The following is an 18,430-nucleotide window of genomic DNA, read 5'->3' as shown; positions in this document are numbered from 1 at the left end:
ATGCGCGTGATCCCATTTTTGTGCAAATGCGAAAAGCTCGATTCAAGTTGCATAAAACGCAACACAGATCACCTCCACGCACCGGCAGCTCACAAAATGCTTAAATGCCGCATGTTTGAACTCTGGTTATGAGCCGATACCGTTGCCTCCAAACGGTTTCCGCCTGTGGCTGGCCTGGGGTTACGGCCCACACCACTGCTCACTTGCTGCAATGCGGCACACCCTTAGCTAGGTGAGCATCTTCCAGGCTCTCGGCTCAGCTAGTGGGCGAGCAGCAACGCGGGCGCACTCTGGTCCTGAAGGAAATGCGCGGTGACGCCGCCAAAGAGGTACTCCCGCAAACGGCTCTTGCCATACGCACCAATGACCAGAAGATCCGCTCCCGATTGGCTGACTGCCGCGGCGAGCGTCTCCTCGACCGAGCCGTTCCGCTCGACCTCGTTCAACTCCGCGCAGATTCCGTGTCGTGACAGGTAGCGCAGCACGTCGGTTCCGGGGTACCCGCCTGCTTTCTCTGCGATACGAACCACCTGCACCTTTTCGCATTTCGCAAGGAGCGGCACGGCGGCACGAACAGCCGCCGCTGCCTCATCTCCGCCGTTCCAGCCAACGCAGGCGCTGCGTGGCGGCATCACCAGCCGCCCTTCGTCAGGAAGTGCAAGGACTGGCACCTGCCCCATCAGGACAACGTCCCCGGCAAGTGGATTCGAGCGGGAGAGCACGATGAGGTCCGCAAGCCGCGCAGCCGACGCAATTGCCGCGCCGGGCTCTTCTTCGCTGCGGACGACATCGAACGGCACGCCTTCGCGGGTCAAGCGCTGCTCAAGCGTGGCGACGGCTTTGTCCTCGTCGGCTCTTGCCTGCTCCAGCGCGTCCGCCACGACATAGCTGCCCCCAATCCCATCGAAGCCAACGTAGCGCGATACCGGCAGGCTGAAGAGAACAGTCAGATGAGCGCCAAAAAATCCGGCCAGATCAATCGCCGCTTGCAGCCGCACCTCGGCTCCCGGTCCAGATTCACCGCTTACGAGTATTGAACGCATCGACTGTCTCCTTCGAATCCGTGGCGATGATCGCCCGGAGATTGTCGGCAACTCCATGATACAAGTCAAAAGGCGCGATCTCTCTTCAACGAGAACTGGACCTTTACGCAGGCCATCGGCTATCGGCAGGCCCGAAGCGCTGCAGCGCAACACGCGAAGCCAGCAGGGAGGCCCGCCGATGAACAAGCTATACCCCGATGCCTCAGCCGCTCTTGACGGCTTGCTCCGGGACGGCCTGCTAATTGCAGCCGGTGGTTTCGGCCTTTGCGGCATCCCCGAGCGTCTGCTCGACGCGATCCGGGATAGCGGCGTGAAGGACCTCACCTTCGCATCCAACAATGCCGGCATCGACAATGAAGGCATCGGCAAGCTGCTGCGCACGAAGCAGGTCAAGAAGATGATCTCCTCCTACGTCGGGGAGAACAAGGAGTTCGAGCGGCAGTACCTCTCGGGTGAACTGGAAGTTGAATTCTGTCCGCAAGGCACACTGGCGGAACGGATGCGGGCCGGCGGCGCTGGAATCCCCGGGTTCTACACGAAGACAGGTGTGGGCACACTCATCGCAGACGGCAAGGAGACGAAGGTCTTCAAAGGTCCGAACGGTGAGGAAGAGTACGTGCTGGAGCGTGGCATCTTCGCGGATCTTGCGCTTGTAAAAGCCTGGAAGGCGGACGAGACCGGCAATATCGTCTTCCGCAAGACCGCCCGCAACTTCAACGTACCCGCCGCGACGTGCGGCAAGGTGTGCGTTGTTGAAGTGGAAGAGATCGTGCCGACAGGATCGCTCGACCCGGACTGCATCCACCTTCCCGGCGTGTTCGTGCAGCGCATAATCGTAGGCGCACCTTACGACAAGAAGATCGAGTTCACGACCACGCGCGAGAGGGAGACCGTCTGATGCCACAGGACAGCAAAGGTTGGACCCGCGATCAAATGGCCGCCCGTGCGGCGCAGGAGCTGCAGGACGGGTTCTATGTGAACCTGGGCATCGGCATCCCGACGCTGGTGGCGAACCATGTCCCCAAGGGAATGACGGTGACGCTGCAGTCGGAAAACGGCATGCTCGGCATCGGCCCCTTTCCTTACCCCGACGAGGTGGACGCGGACCTCATCAACGCCGGGAAGCAGACCGTCAGCGAGTTGCCCCATTCCGCGTACTTCGACAGCGCGACCAGCTTCGCGATGATTCGCGGCGGGCACATTGACCTTGCGGTACTCGGCGCGATGGAAGTGGCTGAGAACGGTGACATCGCGAACTGGATGATCCCGGGCAAGATGATCAAGGGGATGGGCGGCGCCATGGACCTGGTTGCCGGCGTCAAGAAGATCATCGTGGTGATGGAGCACACCTCCAAGAACGGTGACCCCAAGTTCATCCCGGCCTGCACCCTCCCGCTCACCGGCAAGAACGTGGTGGACATGATCGTCACCGACATGTGCGTCTTTGCCCGACCCGACCATGCGAGTCCATTTCGCCTCATCGAACTGGCGCCGGGCGTAACGACTGATGACGTCGCCGCCAGGACGACGGCGCAATACGGGAGCTGACCGCCGTTTTAGCGGAGTCTTGCGGCGGTCAGGGGACGCCCCCATAACCTCTCCCGAACCATTGGGAGAAGACAAGCATGGCCGATCTCGCCGCAATTCCGCTGACCCGCATCAACGGCACGCCTGACAGCTTGGGCGAACACGCGGGCAAAGTGCTGCTGGTCGTCAACGTCGCTTCGAAGTGCGGCCTCACCCCTCAGTACGAAGGACTTGAGAAGCTGTACAACACCTACAAGGAGCAAGGGTTCGAAGTGCTGGGCTTCCCCGCCAACGACTTTGGCGCGCAAGAGCCTGGCTCGCATGAGGAGATCGTCGAGTTCTGTCAGGTGAATTACGGCGTTTCGTTTCCGCTCTTCAACAAGGCGCCGGTCAGCGGCCCCGAGAAGCAGCCGCTCTATGCGGCGCTAACCGAAGCGGTCCCCCACAAACAGGGCGACGTCGACGGAATGAAAGAGCGCTTCAAGGGCTACGGCATGACGCCCAACGACGATCCGGAAGTGCTCTGGAACTTCGAGAAGTTCCTGATCGGCCGCGATGGCAAGGTGGTGGGGCGCTTTGCCCCCGCCATGACGCCCGATGATCCAACCCTCGTCTCCGCCATCGAGACTGAACTGAAGAAGTGAGTGCGGGATGCCAGAGGGGGCGCTCAGCCCTCTTTGGCCACCGGCCGCGCGGGATCTGACGTCCACTCGCTCCAGGAGCCGGGATAGAGCCTCGCTCCCTTCATGCCGGCCAGTTCCATCGCCAGCGCATTATGGCACGCCGTGACGCCTGAGCCGCACTGCAGAATGCTGCGGTCCGGCGACTTGCCTGCAAGCGCTGTCCGGAATTCACCGGCAAGCTCCACTGGAGAGCGGAACCGCCCTACTTCGTCCAGATTGTCGCGGTAAAAGCGGTTGGTTGCCCCCGGTATGTGTCCCGGCACGCTATCGAGCGCGTGCGGCTCACCGGCAAACCGCCGTCCGTCCCGCGCATCGATGACCTGCAGTTCGCCGCTCTCCAGATTGGCCATCAGTTCGTCTGCGCCAACGGGTTCTCCCACCAGCACAGCGCCTGGGATTACGTCCCCTTGCGGCGCGGGAACGGGCTCGCCGCTTTCCAGCGGCAGCCCTGCTTCGATCCAGACCTGCTTGCCTCCGTCGAGCACAGCAACAGCGCTGTGACCAAGCCAGCGGAGCATCCACCAGAAGCGGGCAGCGTAGATCCCGCCGCTGTTGTCATACGCGATCACCTGCATGTCGCCTCGCATGCCAAGGTGGCGCATTGTCGCGGCGAAGGCGGTCCGCGCTGGCAAGGGGTGTCGCCCGTTCTTCCCGTTCGCGGCGCCCGACATATCCTTCTCAAGGTCAATATGCCGGGCCCCAGGAAGGTGGCCTTCGAAATAACTCTTCCGGCCCTGCTCCGGGTCAGTGAGGTCGAACCCACAGTCGATCAGCAGCAGTGCGGAGCCTTCGACTACAAGGTCGCGCAGCGCCTCGACCGATACGATCGTCTCATAATCCTTCGAGCGGGCCATGGACTGCGGACCTTACTCCGCCGGCTCGAGCTTACCGTTCTCCTGAGCCACAGCCGCTTGCAGCGCTTCGCCCAAGTCCGTCCGCTCCCAAGGGAACAACTCGCCCTCAGGCTTGCGGCCGAAGTGGCCGTAGGCCGCGGTCGGCCGATAGATGGGCTTGTTCAGGCCCAGCCCAACACGAATCCCCCGCGGCGTCAGCCCCCCGAGCTTCTCCGCCGCGACGCTCACGATCGCCGCCTCCAGCACGTGGTCCGACACCGTGCCAGTCCCATGCGTGTCTACATAGAGCGAGAGCGGACAGGAAATGCCGATCGCGTAGGAAACCTGGATAGTGCAGCGGCGCGCCAGCCCGGCAGCGACAACGTTCTTAGCAAGATAACGCGTGACGTAGGCAGCAGACCGGTCCACCTTCGTGGGATCCTTGCCCGAGAAGGCTCCGCCGCCGTGCGGCGAGGCGCCGCCGTACGTATCGACGATGATCTTGCGCCCGGTGAGGCCCGCATCGCCATCAGGTCCGCCGATCACGAAGCTGCCGGTCGGATTGATGTGATAGACGGTCTCTTCGGAGAGAAGTTCCTGCGGCAGGATATCGGCGACCACCTGCTTAACGTACTTCTTGAGCTCCGCTTCCTTCTCACCGCTGTCCCAGCCCTCCTTGTGCTGGGTTGAGACGACGACCGCGGTGGCGGCCACTGGGCGGCCTGCCTTGAACCGTAGGGTAACCTGGCTCTTGGCGTCCGGCTCGAGGAAAGGCGCGGCGCCGGAATGGCGGTCAGCCGACATGCGCTGCAGTATCTTGTGGCTGTAATCGAGCGTCGCAGGCATCAGGTCGGGAGTTTCGTCACAGGCGAAACCGAACATGATTCCCTGGTCGCCCGCGCCCTCGTCCTTGTTCCCGCTGGCATCCACGCCCTGTGCGATATGGGCGGACTGGCCGTGGAGGCAATTGCTGAACTCGAACGTCTCCCAGTGGAAGCCATCCTGCTCATAGCCGATCTCGCGCACGACTTCTCGGACGGTCTTCTCGATCTCCTCAAGCGCCCCCGGAGCCCACTGGCCGTTCTCGTACACGCCCTTGCACCGGATCTCGCCGGCCAGCACCACACGCTGCGTGGTCGTCAGCGTCTCGCAGGCGATACGTGCTTCGGGGTCTTTCGAAAGGAACAGGTCCACGATCGCATCGGAGATCTGGTCTGCCACCTTGTCCGGGTGCCCCTCGGAGACGCTTTCGGACGTGAAAACATAATTGGTACGCATCGGTCACCCGTCATATAAAGATTTCTTTATGCGTGGGGATAAGCGCTGTGCCGCCTCCGCGCAACCACCGATGCGGCGATAAGCAGAACAGCCATCCCAAGCGGGAGCATGTTCCCATACCGCGCGAACAGCGTCGGCTCCCTCGCTGGCGGAATGCGCCCGTCAATCCGCCCCGCAACGTGCGAAGGCAGGTGCTCTCGTACGATGCCGTTCGCATCGATCACCGCGCTGATTCCGGTGGTTGTGGAACGCAGAACCGGCAAGCCCTCTTCTATGGCACGAAGGCGTGCCTGAGCCAGATGCTGGGGCGGCCCCCAACTGCCGAACCAGCCGTCATTGGATGGGTTGAAGATGTAGTCCGGTCGATCCGCCGGGTCGACTACCTGGCCAGAGAAGATGATCTCGTAGCAGATCTGCATCCCCGCCTTGCCCCAGGCGCCGAGGTCATACGTGCGAGCCCCCGGACCCGGCCAGAAGTCGAGCGCACCTGCGACAAGGCGTCTTGCCCCAAGCGGTTCAAGAAGCCAGCGGAGGGCGAGGTATTCGCCATAGGGAACGAGATGGGCCTTTGAGTAGCCTGCCAGAATACTACCGCGCCAATCTATTGCAGTGACGGAATTGCGCGCGCCGATCGCCGTCTGATCCTCGATCACGAGATCGACCGCACCAGTCAGAAGCAGGCTGTAGGGGCCGATGACCTGGCCGATCCGCTCACGGGCGAGCGCCGGGTCGGCAGCATAGGTCATCTGACGGTAGTAACGTTCGGGATAGCCATCGCGCAGATAGTCGACGAGCCCCGACTCCGGCCAGAAAACCACCCGCCGATCGCCCCGGTCCTGTGGAACCGTGAGACGCGCCATCTTGATGAAGTGAGCTTCATAATTGCGCGGGTCGTCGAGGGTCTCCTGCCGTATGTCCGGTTGGATGAGAGTGAACCGAACCTGCCCTTCTGCGCCGTTGAGGTACTTCGCCGGCAAGGCGACCTGAGCTCCGAGCGCAGCGGCAAGCAGCACAAGCGCCAGCCCCCATCCGGCACGGGCACTGCCGGCCGCCCCCATAAACCCGTGAGCCATCGAACGCACGGCTCCGCCGATGAGGACCAGCACACCCGAGAGGCCGTAGGTCCCGATCCACGGCGTCAAGAGAGCGAGCCCCTGGCCCGAGTAGGGCCCGAGCACAGCGACACCCAGAGGATTCCAGGCAAAACCTGTAAACACCCAAGCGCGCATCCACTCGGTCAGGATCCAACACCCCGCTAGCGCCAGGCCTATTCCCGTTACGCGCGAGACCAGGCCCGCTTCCCGCCTTCTCCTTGATCCGGGAAGTCGGTGGACAATCAACCAGGCCCCCAGCGCGGCCAGCGCAGGGTAGAGCGCCAGGTAGATAGCCAACAGCACAACGGCGACTGCGCCCAGCCACGCGGGCATCTGCGCCTGATAGGTGAAGGCCGTTGCAATCCAGTTGTTGCCGACAGTGAAATGGGAGAGGCCGAAGAGCCAGCCGACAAAGAATGCCTGCATCGCTCTCGGTGCTCGGGCGACCAGCTCGATCAGCCAAGCCGTCGCCAGGATCGTTAACGGCCACCAGGCAAGAGGCTGAAAGCCACATGCCGCCAGACCACCCGCAGCAAGCGCGCCCGCATGGGGATGGCGCAAGACTGCTGCCAGGGTTTTACGCGACGCTTGTGTGGGCGAATCCATAGTCATGGGCTTGCAGCCCGAAGAAGCGCGGCGCAAGCGAATGTGCCTTGCCGCGCTTCTCCAAATCAGTTCACGGTTTCAAGCGTACCGGCTCCGTCATCCGAAGGCGGCGCTGCGCGGCGAGTGCGCCGCTTGGGTTTGGCTGGCGCTTCCTCCGCATCCCCCTCCTTGCGAGTCGAAATGGCGGGAGGGAGGCTTGCAGGATCCAGATTGGCCGGCGCGTCGCCCGTATCAGATGCTACAGCTGCGCCTTCGCCGTCCTGCTTTTCGCGGCGCGGCTTACGCTGGCGTGGCGTGCGGGGCGCACGGTCCTCACGCACGAACGGGTTCTCCGAAGCTTCGAACGCAGACGATTCCGCATCTGCAGTGGGCTGCTGCTCCGGATTGCCAGGTGCCTCGTCTGCTTCCTTGCTGGCGCTCCGCTCGGGACGGTCGCCACGCTCGGGACGGTCGCCACGCTCGGCCCTCTCGGGGCGTTCGCCACGATCAGATCGCTCAGCACGATCAGGCCGCTCATGCCGGCGAGGGCCACGTTCGGAGCCACGCTCGGGGCGCCCCTCGCTCTGGCTGGAACCAGAACCTGCTGCTCCACCATTGCCCCCCTGACCGCCACCAGAACGATCGTAGGGAGAGCCGCTGTCGCCGTAGATATCGTCTTCCGCATACTCGTCGGAGTACTCAGGACCACGCTCATCACGACGCGGCTGGCGCGATTCTTCCTGACGTTGCCGCTGATCGGCAATGACACGAAAATAGTGATCCGCGAACTGGAGGTAATACTCCTCCGTCACACGATCACCGTTCAGATGCGCGTCATGGGCAAGCTTGCGGTATTTCTCCAGCAGCTGCGGCGCATTGCCCCGTGCCCTGCTGTCGATCCGGTTCAGCTGCTGGCCGCCCTGCGGACGATTGTTACCGCGGCCACGCCGGCGGTTATTGTTATTCCGATTATTATTCAAGGATAGCTTTCCTCAAAACCCCGGGGCCGTCTCGAACCCATGTCAAGTTCACGATGCCGAATGTCGCTCCCCCACGGGTCATCTCGAGCACCGTGGTCCCGACATCTGCCCTGTCGCAACTCCCCCGCCGCGATCAACTGCAAATGCTGGAGTCGAACCGGGTATGGGAAATCCACGTCCATATGCCGGTTCGACTGCAGACTTAGGAGTTGCGCTGACAAAATCCAAGCGAAATCTTACCCGCCCATGCATAATTCCAGAACTCTAGGCCGCCCACCCAGATCGCGATGCAACTGAGCATGGAAGCCAGCGGCCTCTGCGAGAGCACCGACCGCCACGGCTTGCCGGGCACCGATCTCCACCAGCGCGATCCCACCCGCGCAGAGCAGTCGCGGAAGCTGCGGCACCAGCGCACGGTAAGCGTCCAGGCCGTCATCGCCTGCAAACAGAGCGCCGGCGGGCTCATAGTCGCGAACGGAAGCGGCAAGTTCAGCATGCGCCTCCACGTATGGCGGGTTGGCAAGGATCAGGTCGAAGGGCCCTCCCAGCGGCTCCTCCCAGCCTGCCTGAGTCCAGTTCGCCGGGGTGAAGCGTGCGCGGGGCGCGAGGTCCAGCGCCTCTGCATTGCGTTGCGCCACGGCCAAGGCAGTGTGACTCCGGTCGATGCCAACGCCTTGCGCCTGTGGCAGGTTCGCCAGCACCGCGAGCAGCAGCGCGCCCGATCCGGTTCCGCAATCGAGTACGCGACGCGCGCCCGGCGAGGCGGCAAGCGCCCGCTCCACGACAACTTCGCTGTCGCCGCGCGGGATCAGGACATCCGGAGTGACAGTGAAGGGCAGTCCGAAAAACTCCTGCCCCCCCGTGATGTAGGCAACAGGTTCATGCCGCAGCCGCCGTTCCACCGCATTAACGAAAGCGGCCGGTACGGCATCGTTCAGGCGCCTGAGCAGCAGGTCGGAGCGGGACGTGCCAAGCGCATGAGCCATCAGCACCTCGGCATCCAGCCGGGCGGTATCGCTGGTAATGGCAAGACGGGCGGCAGCCTCGCGGATCGCCTGCGATACCGTCATTCGCACTCCGCTCACTGCGCCGCCGCGGGGGTTGCGAGCAAATGCAGGCTCGACAGGTCAGCCATCCATCGCGGCGAGGCGCTTGGCCTCATCTTCTGCGATCAGAGCGTCCACAAGCTCGGCAAGGCCCGGACCCTCAAGGATTTCGGGCAACCTGTGCAAAGTCAGATTGATGCGGTGATCCGTGACGCGCCCCTGTGGGAAGTTGTAAGTCCGAATGCGCTCGGAGCGGTCGCCCGAACCGACCATCGCCTTCCGCGCCTCGGCTTCCGCGCCGTGAGCCTCTTCCCGCATCTTCTCGTAAAGGCGGGCGCGAAGCACCTGCATGGCCTTCGCCTTGTTCTTGTGCTGGCTCCGCTCATCCTGCTGGGTGACGACGATGCCGCTGGGCAGGTGCGTGATGCGGACGGCGGAGTCCGTCGTGTTCACGTGCTGACCGCCAGCACCACTCGCGCGATAGATGTCGATCTTGAGATCCTTGTCGTCGATCTGCACATCGACTTCGCTGGGCTCGGGCAGCACTGCCACGGTGGCGGCGGAGGTGTGGATCCGGCCGCCGCTCTCCGTCACGGGCACGCGCTGGACGCGGTGGACGCCGCTCTCGAACTTGAGTTTGGCGAATACGCCCGTACCGGCAACGTTCGCCACGACTTCCTTGAAGCCGCCAATATCGCTGGCGTTCGCGCTGATCATCTCGACCCGCCAGCCCTGCTCGGCCGCGTAGCGTTCGTACATGCGATAAAGGTCGGCCGCGAACAGCGCCGCTTCATCGCCTCCGGTTCCTGCCCGGATCTCAAGCATGGCTGGACGCTGGTCCGCCGCATCGCGCGGCAACATGGCCAGCGCGAGGCGCCGCTCCGCCTCAGGCAGTTCCTCTCTGAGTCGCCCGATCTCCTCTTCGGCGAGAGCCCGCATCTCCGGGTCGGGGTCCTGCAAGACCTGCAGACTGGCCAGCTCGCCGCGCATGCCGATGACCTCTGAAGCGACCCGCGCTACCGGCTCAAGCTCAGCATAATCCCGGCTTGCGGCGACGAAGGCTTCGCCTTCCAGAGTACCCGATGCGAGGCGTGCCTCCAGTTCCGCAAAGCGCGCGCCGATTTGCTGAAGGCGTTGGTCGGTAATCGTGCTCACACGCCGATCCTTGCGGGGATGGCGTGAAGGGGAAGCCGTTCCTGCGCCCCCGAGGAGAGATCCTTCACCGTGGCCTCGCCGGCCGCCAGTTCATCATCGCCCACGATCAGCGCGAACCGTGCACCGCTTTCATTAGCCCGGCTCATGCGCTTCTTCATGTTGCCTTTATAGCCCATGTCCACGGCGAGACCGGAGCGGCGCAGGGTTGCCGCCAGGCCAAGACACGCGCTCTCCGCTGCCGCCCCCATGGGAACGATGGCGACATCGGCTTTCGTCTCCGGCACTTCTCCCGCATCGGCGACCAGCATGGCGAGGCGCTCGATACCCGCAGCCCATCCAACAGCCGGGGTAGCGGCACCGCCAAGCGCCTCCATCAGCCCGTCATAGCGGCCTCCGCCCAGCACCGTCCCCTGAGCGCCCAGCCGGTCGGTGACGAATTCGAAAGCAGTGTGTCGATAATAGTCCAAACCGCGCACAAGGGCTGGGGCGCGGGTATGAGCCACCCCCGCTGCTTCCAGCCCTTGTGTCACCGCCGCGAAGAAGTCCTGCGCCTCGGCAGAGAGGTAGTCGTCGATGCGGGGCGCAGCGTCCGCGAAGGGGCGGTCACGCGGATCTTTGGAGTCGAGGATACGCAGCGGATTGCGCTCGAGGCGGTCTTGGGAGTCCTCCGACAGCTCGGTACGATGCGCGCGGAAATACTCGACCAGCGCGGCGCGCCAGGCCTCCCGGCTGGCCGCATCGCCAAGCGTGTTGAGCTGCAGCGTCACGCCCTCCGCGATGCCAAGCTCGCGCAGGAGTTGGTCGGCCATGACCAGCAGTTCGACGTCCGCTGCCGGTTCCGCCGCTCCGATCACTTCGGCGTCGATTTGGTGGAACTGCCGATAGCGTCCCTTCTGAGGGCGTTCGTACCTAAACAGCGGCCCGTGCGTCGCCACCTTCAGCGGCGCGAATTGCTGCCATCCGTCGGTCAGGTAAGCTCGTGCGATGCCTGCGGTGAATTCCGGCCGCAAAGTCAGAGAATCGCCGCCGCGGTCCTCGAAGGAATACATCTCTTTCGAAACGACATCGGTTGTCTCGCCCAGAGAGCGCGAGAAAACAGCGGTTTTCTCGAACACCGGCATTTCGACGCGGCGGAAGCGGTAGAGACGGCGTACGCGCTCGAACGTCTCTACAACGCGCGCGAAAGCCTCGGCCTCTGCGCCAAAGATATCCTGTGTGCCGCGGACCGGATTGGGGGTGGCGGCTTGCGGTGTGGCAGTTTTCATGCGCGCGCGCTTAGCCCGTTTCGGGGGCGCAGGCAAAGCTATGACCTGTCCCGCCATTTTGGGACTTGCAGGGTGCGCCAGCTCTGACCAAGCTGAGGCATGAAGATTAAATACGCGCTCGCAGCCGCCTCGCTCACCGTATCCTCAATCTCTCTGGCGCAGCAAGTGCCTGGCAACAGCGCGCCGCATCCAGTGGCGCTTCCCGATTCCATTCCCGAAGCACGCGATATCGCGTATCCCGGCACCATCGGTATCGACATCGACGCCACGGACGTGATCCGCGGCCTTTACAAGGTGACGCAGACGATCCCGGTTGCGCCCGGCACGCACGAGCTGACGCTGCTGGAGCCGCTCTGGGTTCCGGGCGGACACTCTCCGCGCAACAGCCTGGCCCTGTTCTCGAACATCCGCTTCACCGCCAACGGGAAGCCAATCGCCTGGACCCGCGACCCGGTTGCGGTGAATGCCTTTCACCTGGTGCTGCCGGAGGGCACTCGCAGCGTGACGGCGAGCCTGATCCACACCTCGCCCGTGCAGAGCAATGAGGGCCGGATCACCATGACGCGGGAGATGCTCAACCTGCAGTGGGAGAAGATGACGCTCTATCCCGCCGGTTACTATACACGAAACATCGCCGTGGAGCCGCGCGTCAAGGTGCCTGGGGGCTGGAGTGTCTTTACCGCTCTCGACGGGATGGCTCGCAGTGGCGACACGGTGCGCTGGGCGAAGACCAGCTACGAGACCCTTGTGGACTCGCCGATTTTCGCGGGGCGCTATGCGAAGACCTGGGATCTGGGGCAGAACGTGCGGATGGACGCCATCGCGGACGCGCCGCAGAACCTCGACGTCAAGCCCGAGCACCTCCAGACCTATCGCAAGTTGGTAACAGAGGCCATTGCGCTGTTCGGTGCGCGGCACTTCGACCGCTACACTTTCCTTACTGCCCTGACGGACCGCATGGGCGGCATCGGCCTTGAGCACCATCGCTCCAGCGAAAACCAGATGGAGCCAAGGGCCTTGGTCGACTGGGAGGCATTCGACTGGGACCGCAATGTCATCGCGCACGAACTGGTGCACAGCTGGAACGGAAAGTACCGTCGCCCGGCTGAGTTGTGGACGCCGGACTACCAGTATCCGATGCGCAACTCGCTCCTGTGGGTCTACGAAGGCCAGACGCAGTTCTGGGGCCTCGTTCTGGCCGCCCGATCGGGCATTCAGTCAAAGGAAGTGATCCTGGGGGCCCTGGCCGCAAACGCAGGCCGCTATGCCGAGGGAACGCCTGGGCGGGCGTGGCGCTCGGTAGAGGATACCACCAAAGATCCCATCATCAACGGGCGCCGCCCCCTGCCGTTCGATACGCTGACTCGGGGGGAGGACTACTACAACGAGGGCGCGCTCGTGTGGCTGGAGGCCGACCAGATCATCCGCCAGGGCACGCGCCGCGCAAAGGGGCTGGATGACTTCGCCCACGCCTTCTTCGGCATGCGTGATGGGGACTGGGGCCAGCTACCCTACACGTTTGAGGATGTCGTAACCACGCTGAACCAGGTCTACCCGTACGACTGGGCCACGTTCCTGCGCACGCGCCTGTACGAACCGGGGCAGCCGGCGCCCATCGCCGGACTGGAGAAGGCGGGCTATCGGCTGGTCTGGAAAGACACGCCCAATCCCTATCAGGCAGGCATCGCCAAATACCGTAACTCTATCGACCTCAGCTACTCGCTGGGGATCGGCATCAGCGAGGATGGCACTGTCAGCTCCACAGTTTGGGATAGTCCCGCATTCGATGCCGGTCTCGTCAAAGGGGTGAAGATCGTCGCCGTGAACGGCAATGCCTACTCGCAGCAGGTGATCAAAGACGCGATCTCCGTTGCGAAAGGCGGCAATCAGCCCCTGGAGTTGCTCATAAAGCGTGGAGAGCGGTACATGACAGTTCCTGTCGATTGGAACGGTGGACCGCGCTGGCCGTGGCTGGAGCGCACGACAGGTGACAAGGAAGCGCCGCTCGATCGCCTGCTTGCGCCCCGACGATAGCGCGATTGCCTAGCTGAATTCACGTTGCGGCGCAGCATTGTGGAGGCTAAGTCGCGCCCGTCTCAATCAACAGAAGCGCCCAGAGGCGCGGGATAGAAGGACGGCCATGCGTATCGACATGATCCCGGTAGGGAAGAATCCGCCCGAGAACCTGAATGTCATTATCGAAGTTCCTGTCGGCGGTGAGCCGGTAAAGTACGAATTCGATAAGGCTTCAGGTGCGCTCTTTGTCGACCGCATCCTGCATACGCCGATGCGCTATCCGGCGAACTACGGCTTTGTCCCCCACACGCTCTCGCCCGATGGCGATCCGCTGGACGCGCTGGTGATCGCCCGCTCGCCGTTCGTTCCCGGCGCAGTCGTGGCGGCCCGCCCGATCGCAGTGCTGAACCTCGAGGACGAAGCTGGCGGGGACGAGAAGCTCGTCTGCGTACCCAGCGACTCGGTTTTCCCGTACTACTCCAATGTCTCGGAGAAGGACGATTTGCCGGGTATCGTCATGGAGCAGATCGAGCACTTCTTCACGCACTACAAAGACCTGGAGAAGAAGAAGTGGGTCCGCGTTGGCACCTGGGGCGGAGCCGAGGACGCGCGCCGCATCGTTGTGGAGGCGATCGATCGCTACAACCAGAACAAGGTTGCAGCCGAGGAATCCGTCAGCGCGACCTGACCGGCGACTTCTCGCTATTGAAAAGGGCCGGCGGATCTCTCCGCCGGCCCTTCTTGTTTGTACCGAAATCGGCGATCAGCTGACCACCCGGCCGCCGTTGACGCCGATCGTCTGACCCGTGACGTAGCCGCTGGCTTCATTGCACAGCCAGGCACAGGCGTTTGCGATGTCGTCGGGTTCGCCCATGCGACGGACCGGAATCGTCTGCAGCAGCACTTCGGTCGGGATCTGGAAGCGATCGCGGTTCGCCTCGGACATGATCGTGCCCATGACCGAGCCGGGAGGAATGTTGTTGACGGTGATGCCGTAGGGACCAAACTCCTGGGCCATCGAGCGCGTCATAGTGACCACTGCGCCCTTTGAGGACGAGTAGCAGATCATGTTCACTGCGCCGGTCTGCGCGCTCGACGACGAAATATTGACGATGCGGCCCCATTTGGCGGCCTTCATGTCTTCCAGCACGAGCTGAGACAGGATCATCGGTCCACGCACGTTGACGGCGTAGACGAAGTCCCAACGCTCGTCCGTCATGTCCTCGAACTTGGTGAAGTCGGTTACACCCGCATTATTCACGAGGATGGTGATCGGACCAAGTGCGTCGCGGCACTTTTCGATTGCGGCCTTGCACTGCTCACGGTTGGAGACATCCGCGCCCAGGGCGATGGCCTTGCCGCCCGCCTGCGTGATGGCTTCGACGGTTTCGGCGCAGCGCTCGGCATCGAGGTCGAGAACGCCGACGGCAACGCCATCTTTCGCAAGCCGCTTCGCGCATGCGGCGCCGATGCCGGCCGCAGCGCCGGTCACAAGGGCAACTTTATAGGTCATGCAGGATCCTCCCTGGAAGTTTGCGTGAGCAGGCCCCCGCTTAGCTCAATTCGTGGTGAGGTGAACCCCAGAATTGGACGCCTGTTCAGCCATGGAAGCGGTCAGTCTCAACGACAACGCGCGAAGCAGAGTTCACGACGTTTCCGGCGCGTTTTTGTCTGCCTTGCGTCGGCCCATTCGCATACTTGCTTCCAGCCGGGCGCGCAGCTGAGCGTAGTAGTCTTCCAGGAACGCGCGCGGCTCCTCGCTGCCGTCTGTCCGGCCGGTCTTGCCGGCAATCGCCGCTTGCACCGACACCAACGCGCGCGCGCGATCCTCGCGCAGGATTCTCTCGAGCGTTTGCAGCTCGTACTCGCCATACACGGCCAGTTCGGCATCGTTGAAGCGGTAGCGATAGCGCTCCCCTGCAGCGGGCATCAGCACGGGCGCCTCAAGCATGCGCCGGGGCGCCTCAACTACCCAGGTGCCCGCAACGATGTCCCCCGCCCGCAGGCGGTCTCGGTTGAAGCAGGGCAGCAGCAGGAATGTCGCGAACCAGGCCGTTGCCGCAAGCCAAGCGGGCGTACTGTCCGCTCCTGCCGAGGCGATGAACGCGATGGGCAGGAACAGTTCGATATCCCGCAGAAAATTGCGGGCAATCACCATCTCCGCAGTCAGGCGCCCCCCGTCGCGCGCCGCGACGCGTATGCCGGTGATCCGCTTGCCGGGCGTAGCCCCGCGAGGCCCAAGCTCAAACCACAGGAACCAGGAATGACGCAGCAGGAAGCCTGCGATGATCCAGACTACGATCAGGAACTGCAGTGCCGCGGAGGCATGGCCATTGTCAGCGCCCAAGGGATCGAGCAGCCCCGCAACCCCTCCGGCAAGCGAAATGAGCGCGACGGTCACCGCGAGATACCCGGTCGTCAGAAAAACGAAGTCGAGCATCAGCGCCCCCGCCCGTGACCCGCGGCTGGCAACCATGAGGGGGAGTGTCACGCCTTCCGGAGTGAGGAGCACTCGGTGGCGCTCGTTCCCGCCCGAGCTGGCGGGCTGAAAGACGCTACGCGCCATCGCCCGCTCCCCTTCGTCCGCGGGCGAAGGCGAAGAAATAGGCAGTCCAGACCATAAGCATGCAGAATCCGATCCCCATGCGGCCCGGTGTGTTGTCGACCAACTGTCGCGCAAATCCCTCGAGCAGAGCCGCCATTACCAGCATGAACACGACCCCGGCCATCACTTGGGCCGCGCGTTGTCCAGCGTCCGCAGCGGCAGCGAGCACGCTGCGCTCCCCTGGGAACGCCATTGCGCGGCCGATGTGAAGTCCTGAGGCGCCTGCCAGAAGGATCGCGAAGAGTTCGGTCGTGCCATGTACCGAGATCCAGGCAGCGAAGTCGAGTGTCAGACCTGCCCCGGCGTAGAGCCATAGCATCGCCCCAAGCACGGCGGTGTTCTGTACCAGCAGCATCAACGTCGGCACGCCGAATGCGAAGCCCAGGGCAAAGGCCATGATCGCGACTCCGGCGTTGTTGCTGAACAGGTAGGCAGCAAATGCGCCGAGCCCGTCCTGTTCCGACTGCCCGAACAGAGTGGCGCGCAATACCTCGGGGCTCGCGCCCGGTACACGAGCATCCGCAAACTGCCCCGGCACCAGTGTCCGGTACCACTCGACATCGCCGGCTACGAGGAACCATCCGGCGATCACTCCCGCCACCATCACCGCCAATGCGAGAGCAAGGTCGATCCCGAGCCCACGCACGGCTTGGCTCCAGCCTCCGCCCAGAAAGCCCTTCAACCAGCTGCCGAGCGATGATCGGGGGCCATAAACAACGAACCAAGCGCGCTGCGTCAGGGCCTCCAGGTACTCCAGCGTCGCTGCATCGAGTGAGATGGCACGCGCGATCGAGAGGCTTGAGGCGACGGTGCGGTAAAGCTGCGGAAGGGCGAGCAGATCCTCGTCCGAAACCCGACGCAGGCGCCCTTTCTCCATGGCCGTGACAATGGCCTCCAAACGCAGCCAGTCACTCTCGCGTTCGAGACGAAAGCGGTCGGACTTCAGCAGCGCAGCGTTCACTGCTTCGTCGATGTCGGCCGGTCTCGTCATCAGCCGATGGCTCCCTGCCGCTTGATCGTCAGATAAGCATCGAGAAGCCGCGTTCCGATACGCTCATACGGGGCCTCGACCACGTCAACGCCCAACTGGCGCAGGCGCTGCAGGACCAGTTCGCGTTGCCGGAGCAATCCGCTGGCCGATACCGCAACCGCAAGATCACCGACGGTAGCCGGGCGGACGGTTGAAAGGGCCTCGAGCTCGGTATCAGCCAAAGTCACGAAGATGACCACATGACGCGCAAGCAGGCGCGACACGCTTTCGATCATCAGCTCGGCCCCGGTCGGGTCGGAGAAGTCGGAAAACACCACGATCAGGGAACGGCGCGTGAACCGCGCTGACAAGGTAGCCAGAGCCAGCGTGAAATTCGGTTCCTCGGCCTTGTATTCGTAAGCGGCGGCGGCGCGCTGGAGCCGGTGGAACTGTGTTGAGCCCCCAACAAATGGGGTTAGCCCTTCCGGCCTCGCCGCGAACCCGTAGAGCGCCACCCGATCGCCACCCTTCAAGGCGACATACGCGGTGGTCAGAGCAGCGCTGATGGCTCGGTCCAACCGTGACATGCCAGCAACCGGTTCGCACATCGACTGGCCGCAATCGATAGCAAAAACGATCTGGTTGTTGCGCTCGGTCTCCATCTCCTTGACGTAGAGCTCACCGTGGCGGGCAGAGGCCTTCCAGTCGATGCGTCGCCGGTCCACGCCTGGCTCGTACTCGGTCAGAGCTTCGAACTCCGTCCCCTCTCCCCGGAAACGACGGGCAATCAGCCCCAGTTGTGCATCTCGCAGAAATGCCTGCAACGCCGGCGAGCGCACCTCTGCCAGGTTGGGCCAAACGCGTACCTGTTCGCCTATCCCCTGGGCCAGCTGGCGCGCGCCCAAGCCCAGCGGTCCCGTCCAGCGCAGCCAAGCAGCCGCGACTTCAGCAGGTCCACGCCGCAGCGGGGTAAACTCGGCGCGGCTACTCCAGTGCGGGGCCGAACCAATCAGTGATGACGAGCATCGTCCTCCCGCCACAAGGCGGCTGTCGCAGGCAAGCGCCGCCTCCACTCGAGACTGCCGCCCGCCACGAAAGCGAGCCTCGAATGCGAAGGAACTGGCGGCGCCCACCTCAGCATCGTTGGGCACGATCGTCGTAAAGCTCTCCAGCCGCCCAGCCACGACACCATCGATGATCGCGAGCAACAGGACGCCGAAAGCATAGGCAACAATCAGGAGCCATGCTCCAGGCATCATGGCTGCAATCAGAACGCCAAAAGGCGCAGCGGCTGCCAGCAGCCCCACGGTCCGCACAGTAGGCACGACAGGAGCAATGCCACGCGCCATT

General features: G+C 63.5%; 17 protein-coding genes. 5 read left to right on the top strand and 12 right to left on the bottom strand.

Annotated elements, in window-relative coordinates:
• Window positions 1-260 precede the first annotated feature (260 nt).
• Entirely contained in the window at window positions 261-1,043 is a 783-nt protein-coding gene (locus tag ABUH87_RS07045) for a universal stress protein (protein WP_367771775.1), read from the bottom strand.
• A gap of 178 nt (window positions 1,044-1,221) precedes the next feature.
• On the opposite strand from ABUH87_RS07045, the gene ABUH87_RS07040 reads away from it, so the two are divergent.
• From ABUH87_RS07040 to ABUH87_RS07030, 3 genes are all read left to right on the top strand, one after another.
• The gene (locus tag ABUH87_RS07040; RefSeq protein WP_367771771.1) at window positions 1,222-1,941 is read left to right on the top strand and encodes a CoA transferase subunit A; all 720 of its coding nucleotides are present in this window, start codon (window positions 1,222-1,224) and stop codon (window positions 1,939-1,941) included.
• Entirely contained in the window at window positions 1,941-2,591 is a 651-nt protein-coding gene (locus tag ABUH87_RS07035; protein WP_367771768.1) for a CoA transferase subunit B, read from the top strand. Before ABUH87_RS07040 ends, ABUH87_RS07035 begins: the two co-directional genes overlap by 1 nt.
• Window positions 2,592-2,668: 77 nt before the next feature.
• Window positions 2,669-3,214 carry a glutathione peroxidase gene (locus tag ABUH87_RS07030; protein ID WP_367771765.1) on the top strand — a complete coding sequence of 182 codons (546 nt, stop codon included), beginning with the start codon at window positions 2,669-2,671 and terminating at the stop codon, window positions 3,212-3,214.
• A gap of 23 nt (window positions 3,215-3,237) precedes the next feature.
• On the opposite strand, the gene ABUH87_RS07025 is transcribed toward ABUH87_RS07030, so the two are convergent.
• From ABUH87_RS07025 to hisS, 7 genes are all read right to left on the bottom strand, one after another.
• Complete coding sequence (locus ABUH87_RS07025) at window positions 3,238-4,107, bottom strand: sulfurtransferase (protein ID WP_367771762.1); 870 nt, start codon at window positions 4,105-4,107, stop codon at window positions 3,238-3,240.
• 12 nt (window positions 4,108-4,119) lie between these two features.
• Window positions 4,120-5,364, bottom strand: a complete 1,245-nt coding sequence (gene metK, locus ABUH87_RS07020) for a methionine adenosyltransferase (RefSeq protein WP_367771759.1) — start codon at window positions 5,362-5,364, stop codon at window positions 4,120-4,122.
• Window positions 5,365-5,390: 26 nt separating this feature from the next.
• On the bottom strand, window positions 5,391-7,070 hold the full coding sequence (lnt, locus tag ABUH87_RS07015) for an apolipoprotein N-acyltransferase (protein ID WP_367771756.1): 1,680 nt from the start codon (window positions 7,068-7,070) through the stop codon (window positions 5,391-5,393).
• A gap of 59 nt (window positions 7,071-7,129) precedes the next feature.
• A complete protein-coding gene (locus ABUH87_RS07010; protein WP_367771752.1) occupies window positions 7,130-8,023 on the bottom strand; it encodes a DUF4167 domain-containing protein in 894 nt (297 codons plus the stop codon).
• 236 nt (window positions 8,024-8,259) lie between these two features.
• Window positions 8,260-9,093, bottom strand: a complete 834-nt coding sequence (prmC, locus tag ABUH87_RS07005) for a peptide chain release factor N(5)-glutamine methyltransferase (protein WP_367771749.1) — start codon at window positions 9,091-9,093, stop codon at window positions 8,260-8,262.
• Window positions 9,094-9,150: 57 nt separating this feature from the next.
• Window positions 9,151-10,224, bottom strand: a complete 1,074-nt coding sequence (gene prfA / locus ABUH87_RS07000; RefSeq protein ID WP_367771746.1) for a peptide chain release factor 1 — start codon at window positions 10,222-10,224, stop codon at window positions 9,151-9,153.
• Window positions 10,221-11,489, bottom strand: a complete 1,269-nt coding sequence (gene hisS / locus ABUH87_RS06995) for a histidine--tRNA ligase (protein ID WP_367771743.1) — start codon at window positions 11,487-11,489, stop codon at window positions 10,221-10,223. The genes prfA and hisS overlap by 4 nt, the downstream gene beginning before the upstream one ends.
• A gap of 99 nt (window positions 11,490-11,588) precedes the next feature.
• Here hisS and ABUH87_RS06990 point away from each other — a divergent pair, with 99 nt between their 5' ends.
• Both ABUH87_RS06990 and ppa read left to right on the top strand, forming a co-directional pair.
• A complete protein-coding gene (locus ABUH87_RS06990; protein ID WP_367771739.1) occupies window positions 11,589-13,523 on the top strand; it encodes a M61 family metallopeptidase in 1,935 nt (644 codons plus the stop codon).
• Window positions 13,524-13,629: 106 nt separating this feature from the next.
• Window positions 13,630-14,193: an inorganic diphosphatase gene (ppa, locus tag ABUH87_RS06985; protein ID WP_367771736.1), complete on the top strand. Its 564-nt coding sequence runs from the start codon at window positions 13,630-13,632 to the stop codon at window positions 14,191-14,193.
• 75 nt (window positions 14,194-14,268) lie between these two features.
• On the opposite strand, the gene ABUH87_RS06980 is transcribed toward ppa, so the two are convergent.
• The 4 genes from ABUH87_RS06980 to ABUH87_RS06965 form a co-directional block, all read right to left on the bottom strand.
• A complete protein-coding gene (locus ABUH87_RS06980) occupies window positions 14,269-15,018 on the bottom strand; it encodes an SDR family NAD(P)-dependent oxidoreductase (RefSeq protein ID WP_367771728.1) in 750 nt (249 codons plus the stop codon).
• A gap of 132 nt (window positions 15,019-15,150) precedes the next feature.
• Entirely contained in the window at window positions 15,151-16,071 is a 921-nt protein-coding gene (locus ABUH87_RS06975; RefSeq protein WP_367771724.1) for an RDD family protein, read from the bottom strand.
• Window positions 16,061-17,101 carry a stage II sporulation protein M gene (locus tag ABUH87_RS06970; RefSeq protein WP_367771721.1) on the bottom strand — a complete coding sequence of 347 codons (1,041 nt, stop codon included), beginning with the start codon at window positions 17,099-17,101 and terminating at the stop codon, window positions 16,061-16,063. Before ABUH87_RS06970 ends, ABUH87_RS06975 begins: the two co-directional genes overlap by 11 nt.
• Window positions 17,101-18,429, bottom strand: a complete 1,329-nt coding sequence (locus ABUH87_RS06965; protein ID WP_367771719.1) for a DUF58 domain-containing protein — start codon at window positions 18,427-18,429, stop codon at window positions 17,101-17,103. Before ABUH87_RS06965 ends, ABUH87_RS06970 begins: the two co-directional genes overlap by 1 nt.
• Between the last annotated feature and the right edge of the window lies 1 nt (window position 18,430).

Origin of the sequence: Novosphingobium rhizovicinum (assembly GCF_040813635.1) — a bacterium.
Lineage (GTDB): Bacteria > Pseudomonadota > Alphaproteobacteria > Sphingomonadales > Sphingomonadaceae > Novosphingobium > Novosphingobium rhizovicinum.
Note: the sequence above shows the minus strand (reverse complement) of the source record. Positions and strands in the feature narration are given on the sequence as shown.

Bases quoted from the DNA above. Each gene is read 5' to 3' on its own strand.
- ABUH87_RS07040 (WP_367771771.1), top strand. From the start codon at position 1,222: ATGAACAAGCTATACCCCGATGCCTCAGCCGCTCTTGACGGCTTGCTC.
- ABUH87_RS06965 (WP_367771719.1), bottom strand. From the start codon at position 18,429: ATGGCGCGTGGCATTGCTCCTGTCGTGCCTACTGTGCGGACCGTGGGG.
- prmC (WP_367771749.1), bottom strand. From the start codon at position 9,093: ATGACGGTATCGCAGGCGATCCGCGAGGCTGCCGCCCGTCTTGCCATT.
- metK (WP_367771759.1), bottom strand. From the start codon at position 5,364: ATGCGTACCAATTATGTTTTCACGTCCGAAAGCGTCTCCGAGGGGCAC.
- ppa (WP_367771736.1), top strand. From the start codon at position 13,630: ATGCGTATCGACATGATCCCGGTAGGGAAGAATCCGCCCGAGAACCTG.
- ABUH87_RS07025 (WP_367771762.1), bottom strand. From the start codon at position 4,107: ATGGCCCGCTCGAAGGATTATGAGACGATCGTATCGGTCGAGGCGCTG.
- ABUH87_RS06970 (WP_367771721.1), bottom strand. From the start codon at position 17,101: ATGACGAGACCGGCCGACATCGACGAAGCAGTGAACGCTGCGCTGCTG.
- ABUH87_RS06980 (WP_367771728.1), bottom strand. From the start codon at position 15,018: ATGACCTATAAAGTTGCCCTTGTGACCGGCGCTGCGGCCGGCATCGGC.
- ABUH87_RS07035 (WP_367771768.1), top strand. From the start codon at position 1,941: ATGCCACAGGACAGCAAAGGTTGGACCCGCGATCAAATGGCCGCCCGT.
- ABUH87_RS06990 (WP_367771739.1), top strand. From the start codon at position 11,589: ATGAAGATTAAATACGCGCTCGCAGCCGCCTCGCTCACCGTATCCTCA.
- ABUH87_RS06975 (WP_367771724.1), bottom strand. From the start codon at position 16,071: ATGGCGCGTAGCGTCTTTCAGCCCGCCAGCTCGGGCGGGAACGAGCGC.
- ABUH87_RS07045 (WP_367771775.1), bottom strand. From the start codon at position 1,043: ATGCGTTCAATACTCGTAAGCGGTGAATCTGGACCGGGAGCCGAGGTG.
- hisS (WP_367771743.1), bottom strand. From the start codon at position 11,489: ATGAAAACTGCCACACCGCAAGCCGCCACCCCCAATCCGGTCCGCGGC.
- ABUH87_RS07030 (WP_367771765.1), top strand. From the start codon at position 2,669: ATGGCCGATCTCGCCGCAATTCCGCTGACCCGCATCAACGGCACGCCT.
- lnt (WP_367771756.1), bottom strand. From the start codon at position 7,070: ATGACTATGGATTCGCCCACACAAGCGTCGCGTAAAACCCTGGCAGCA.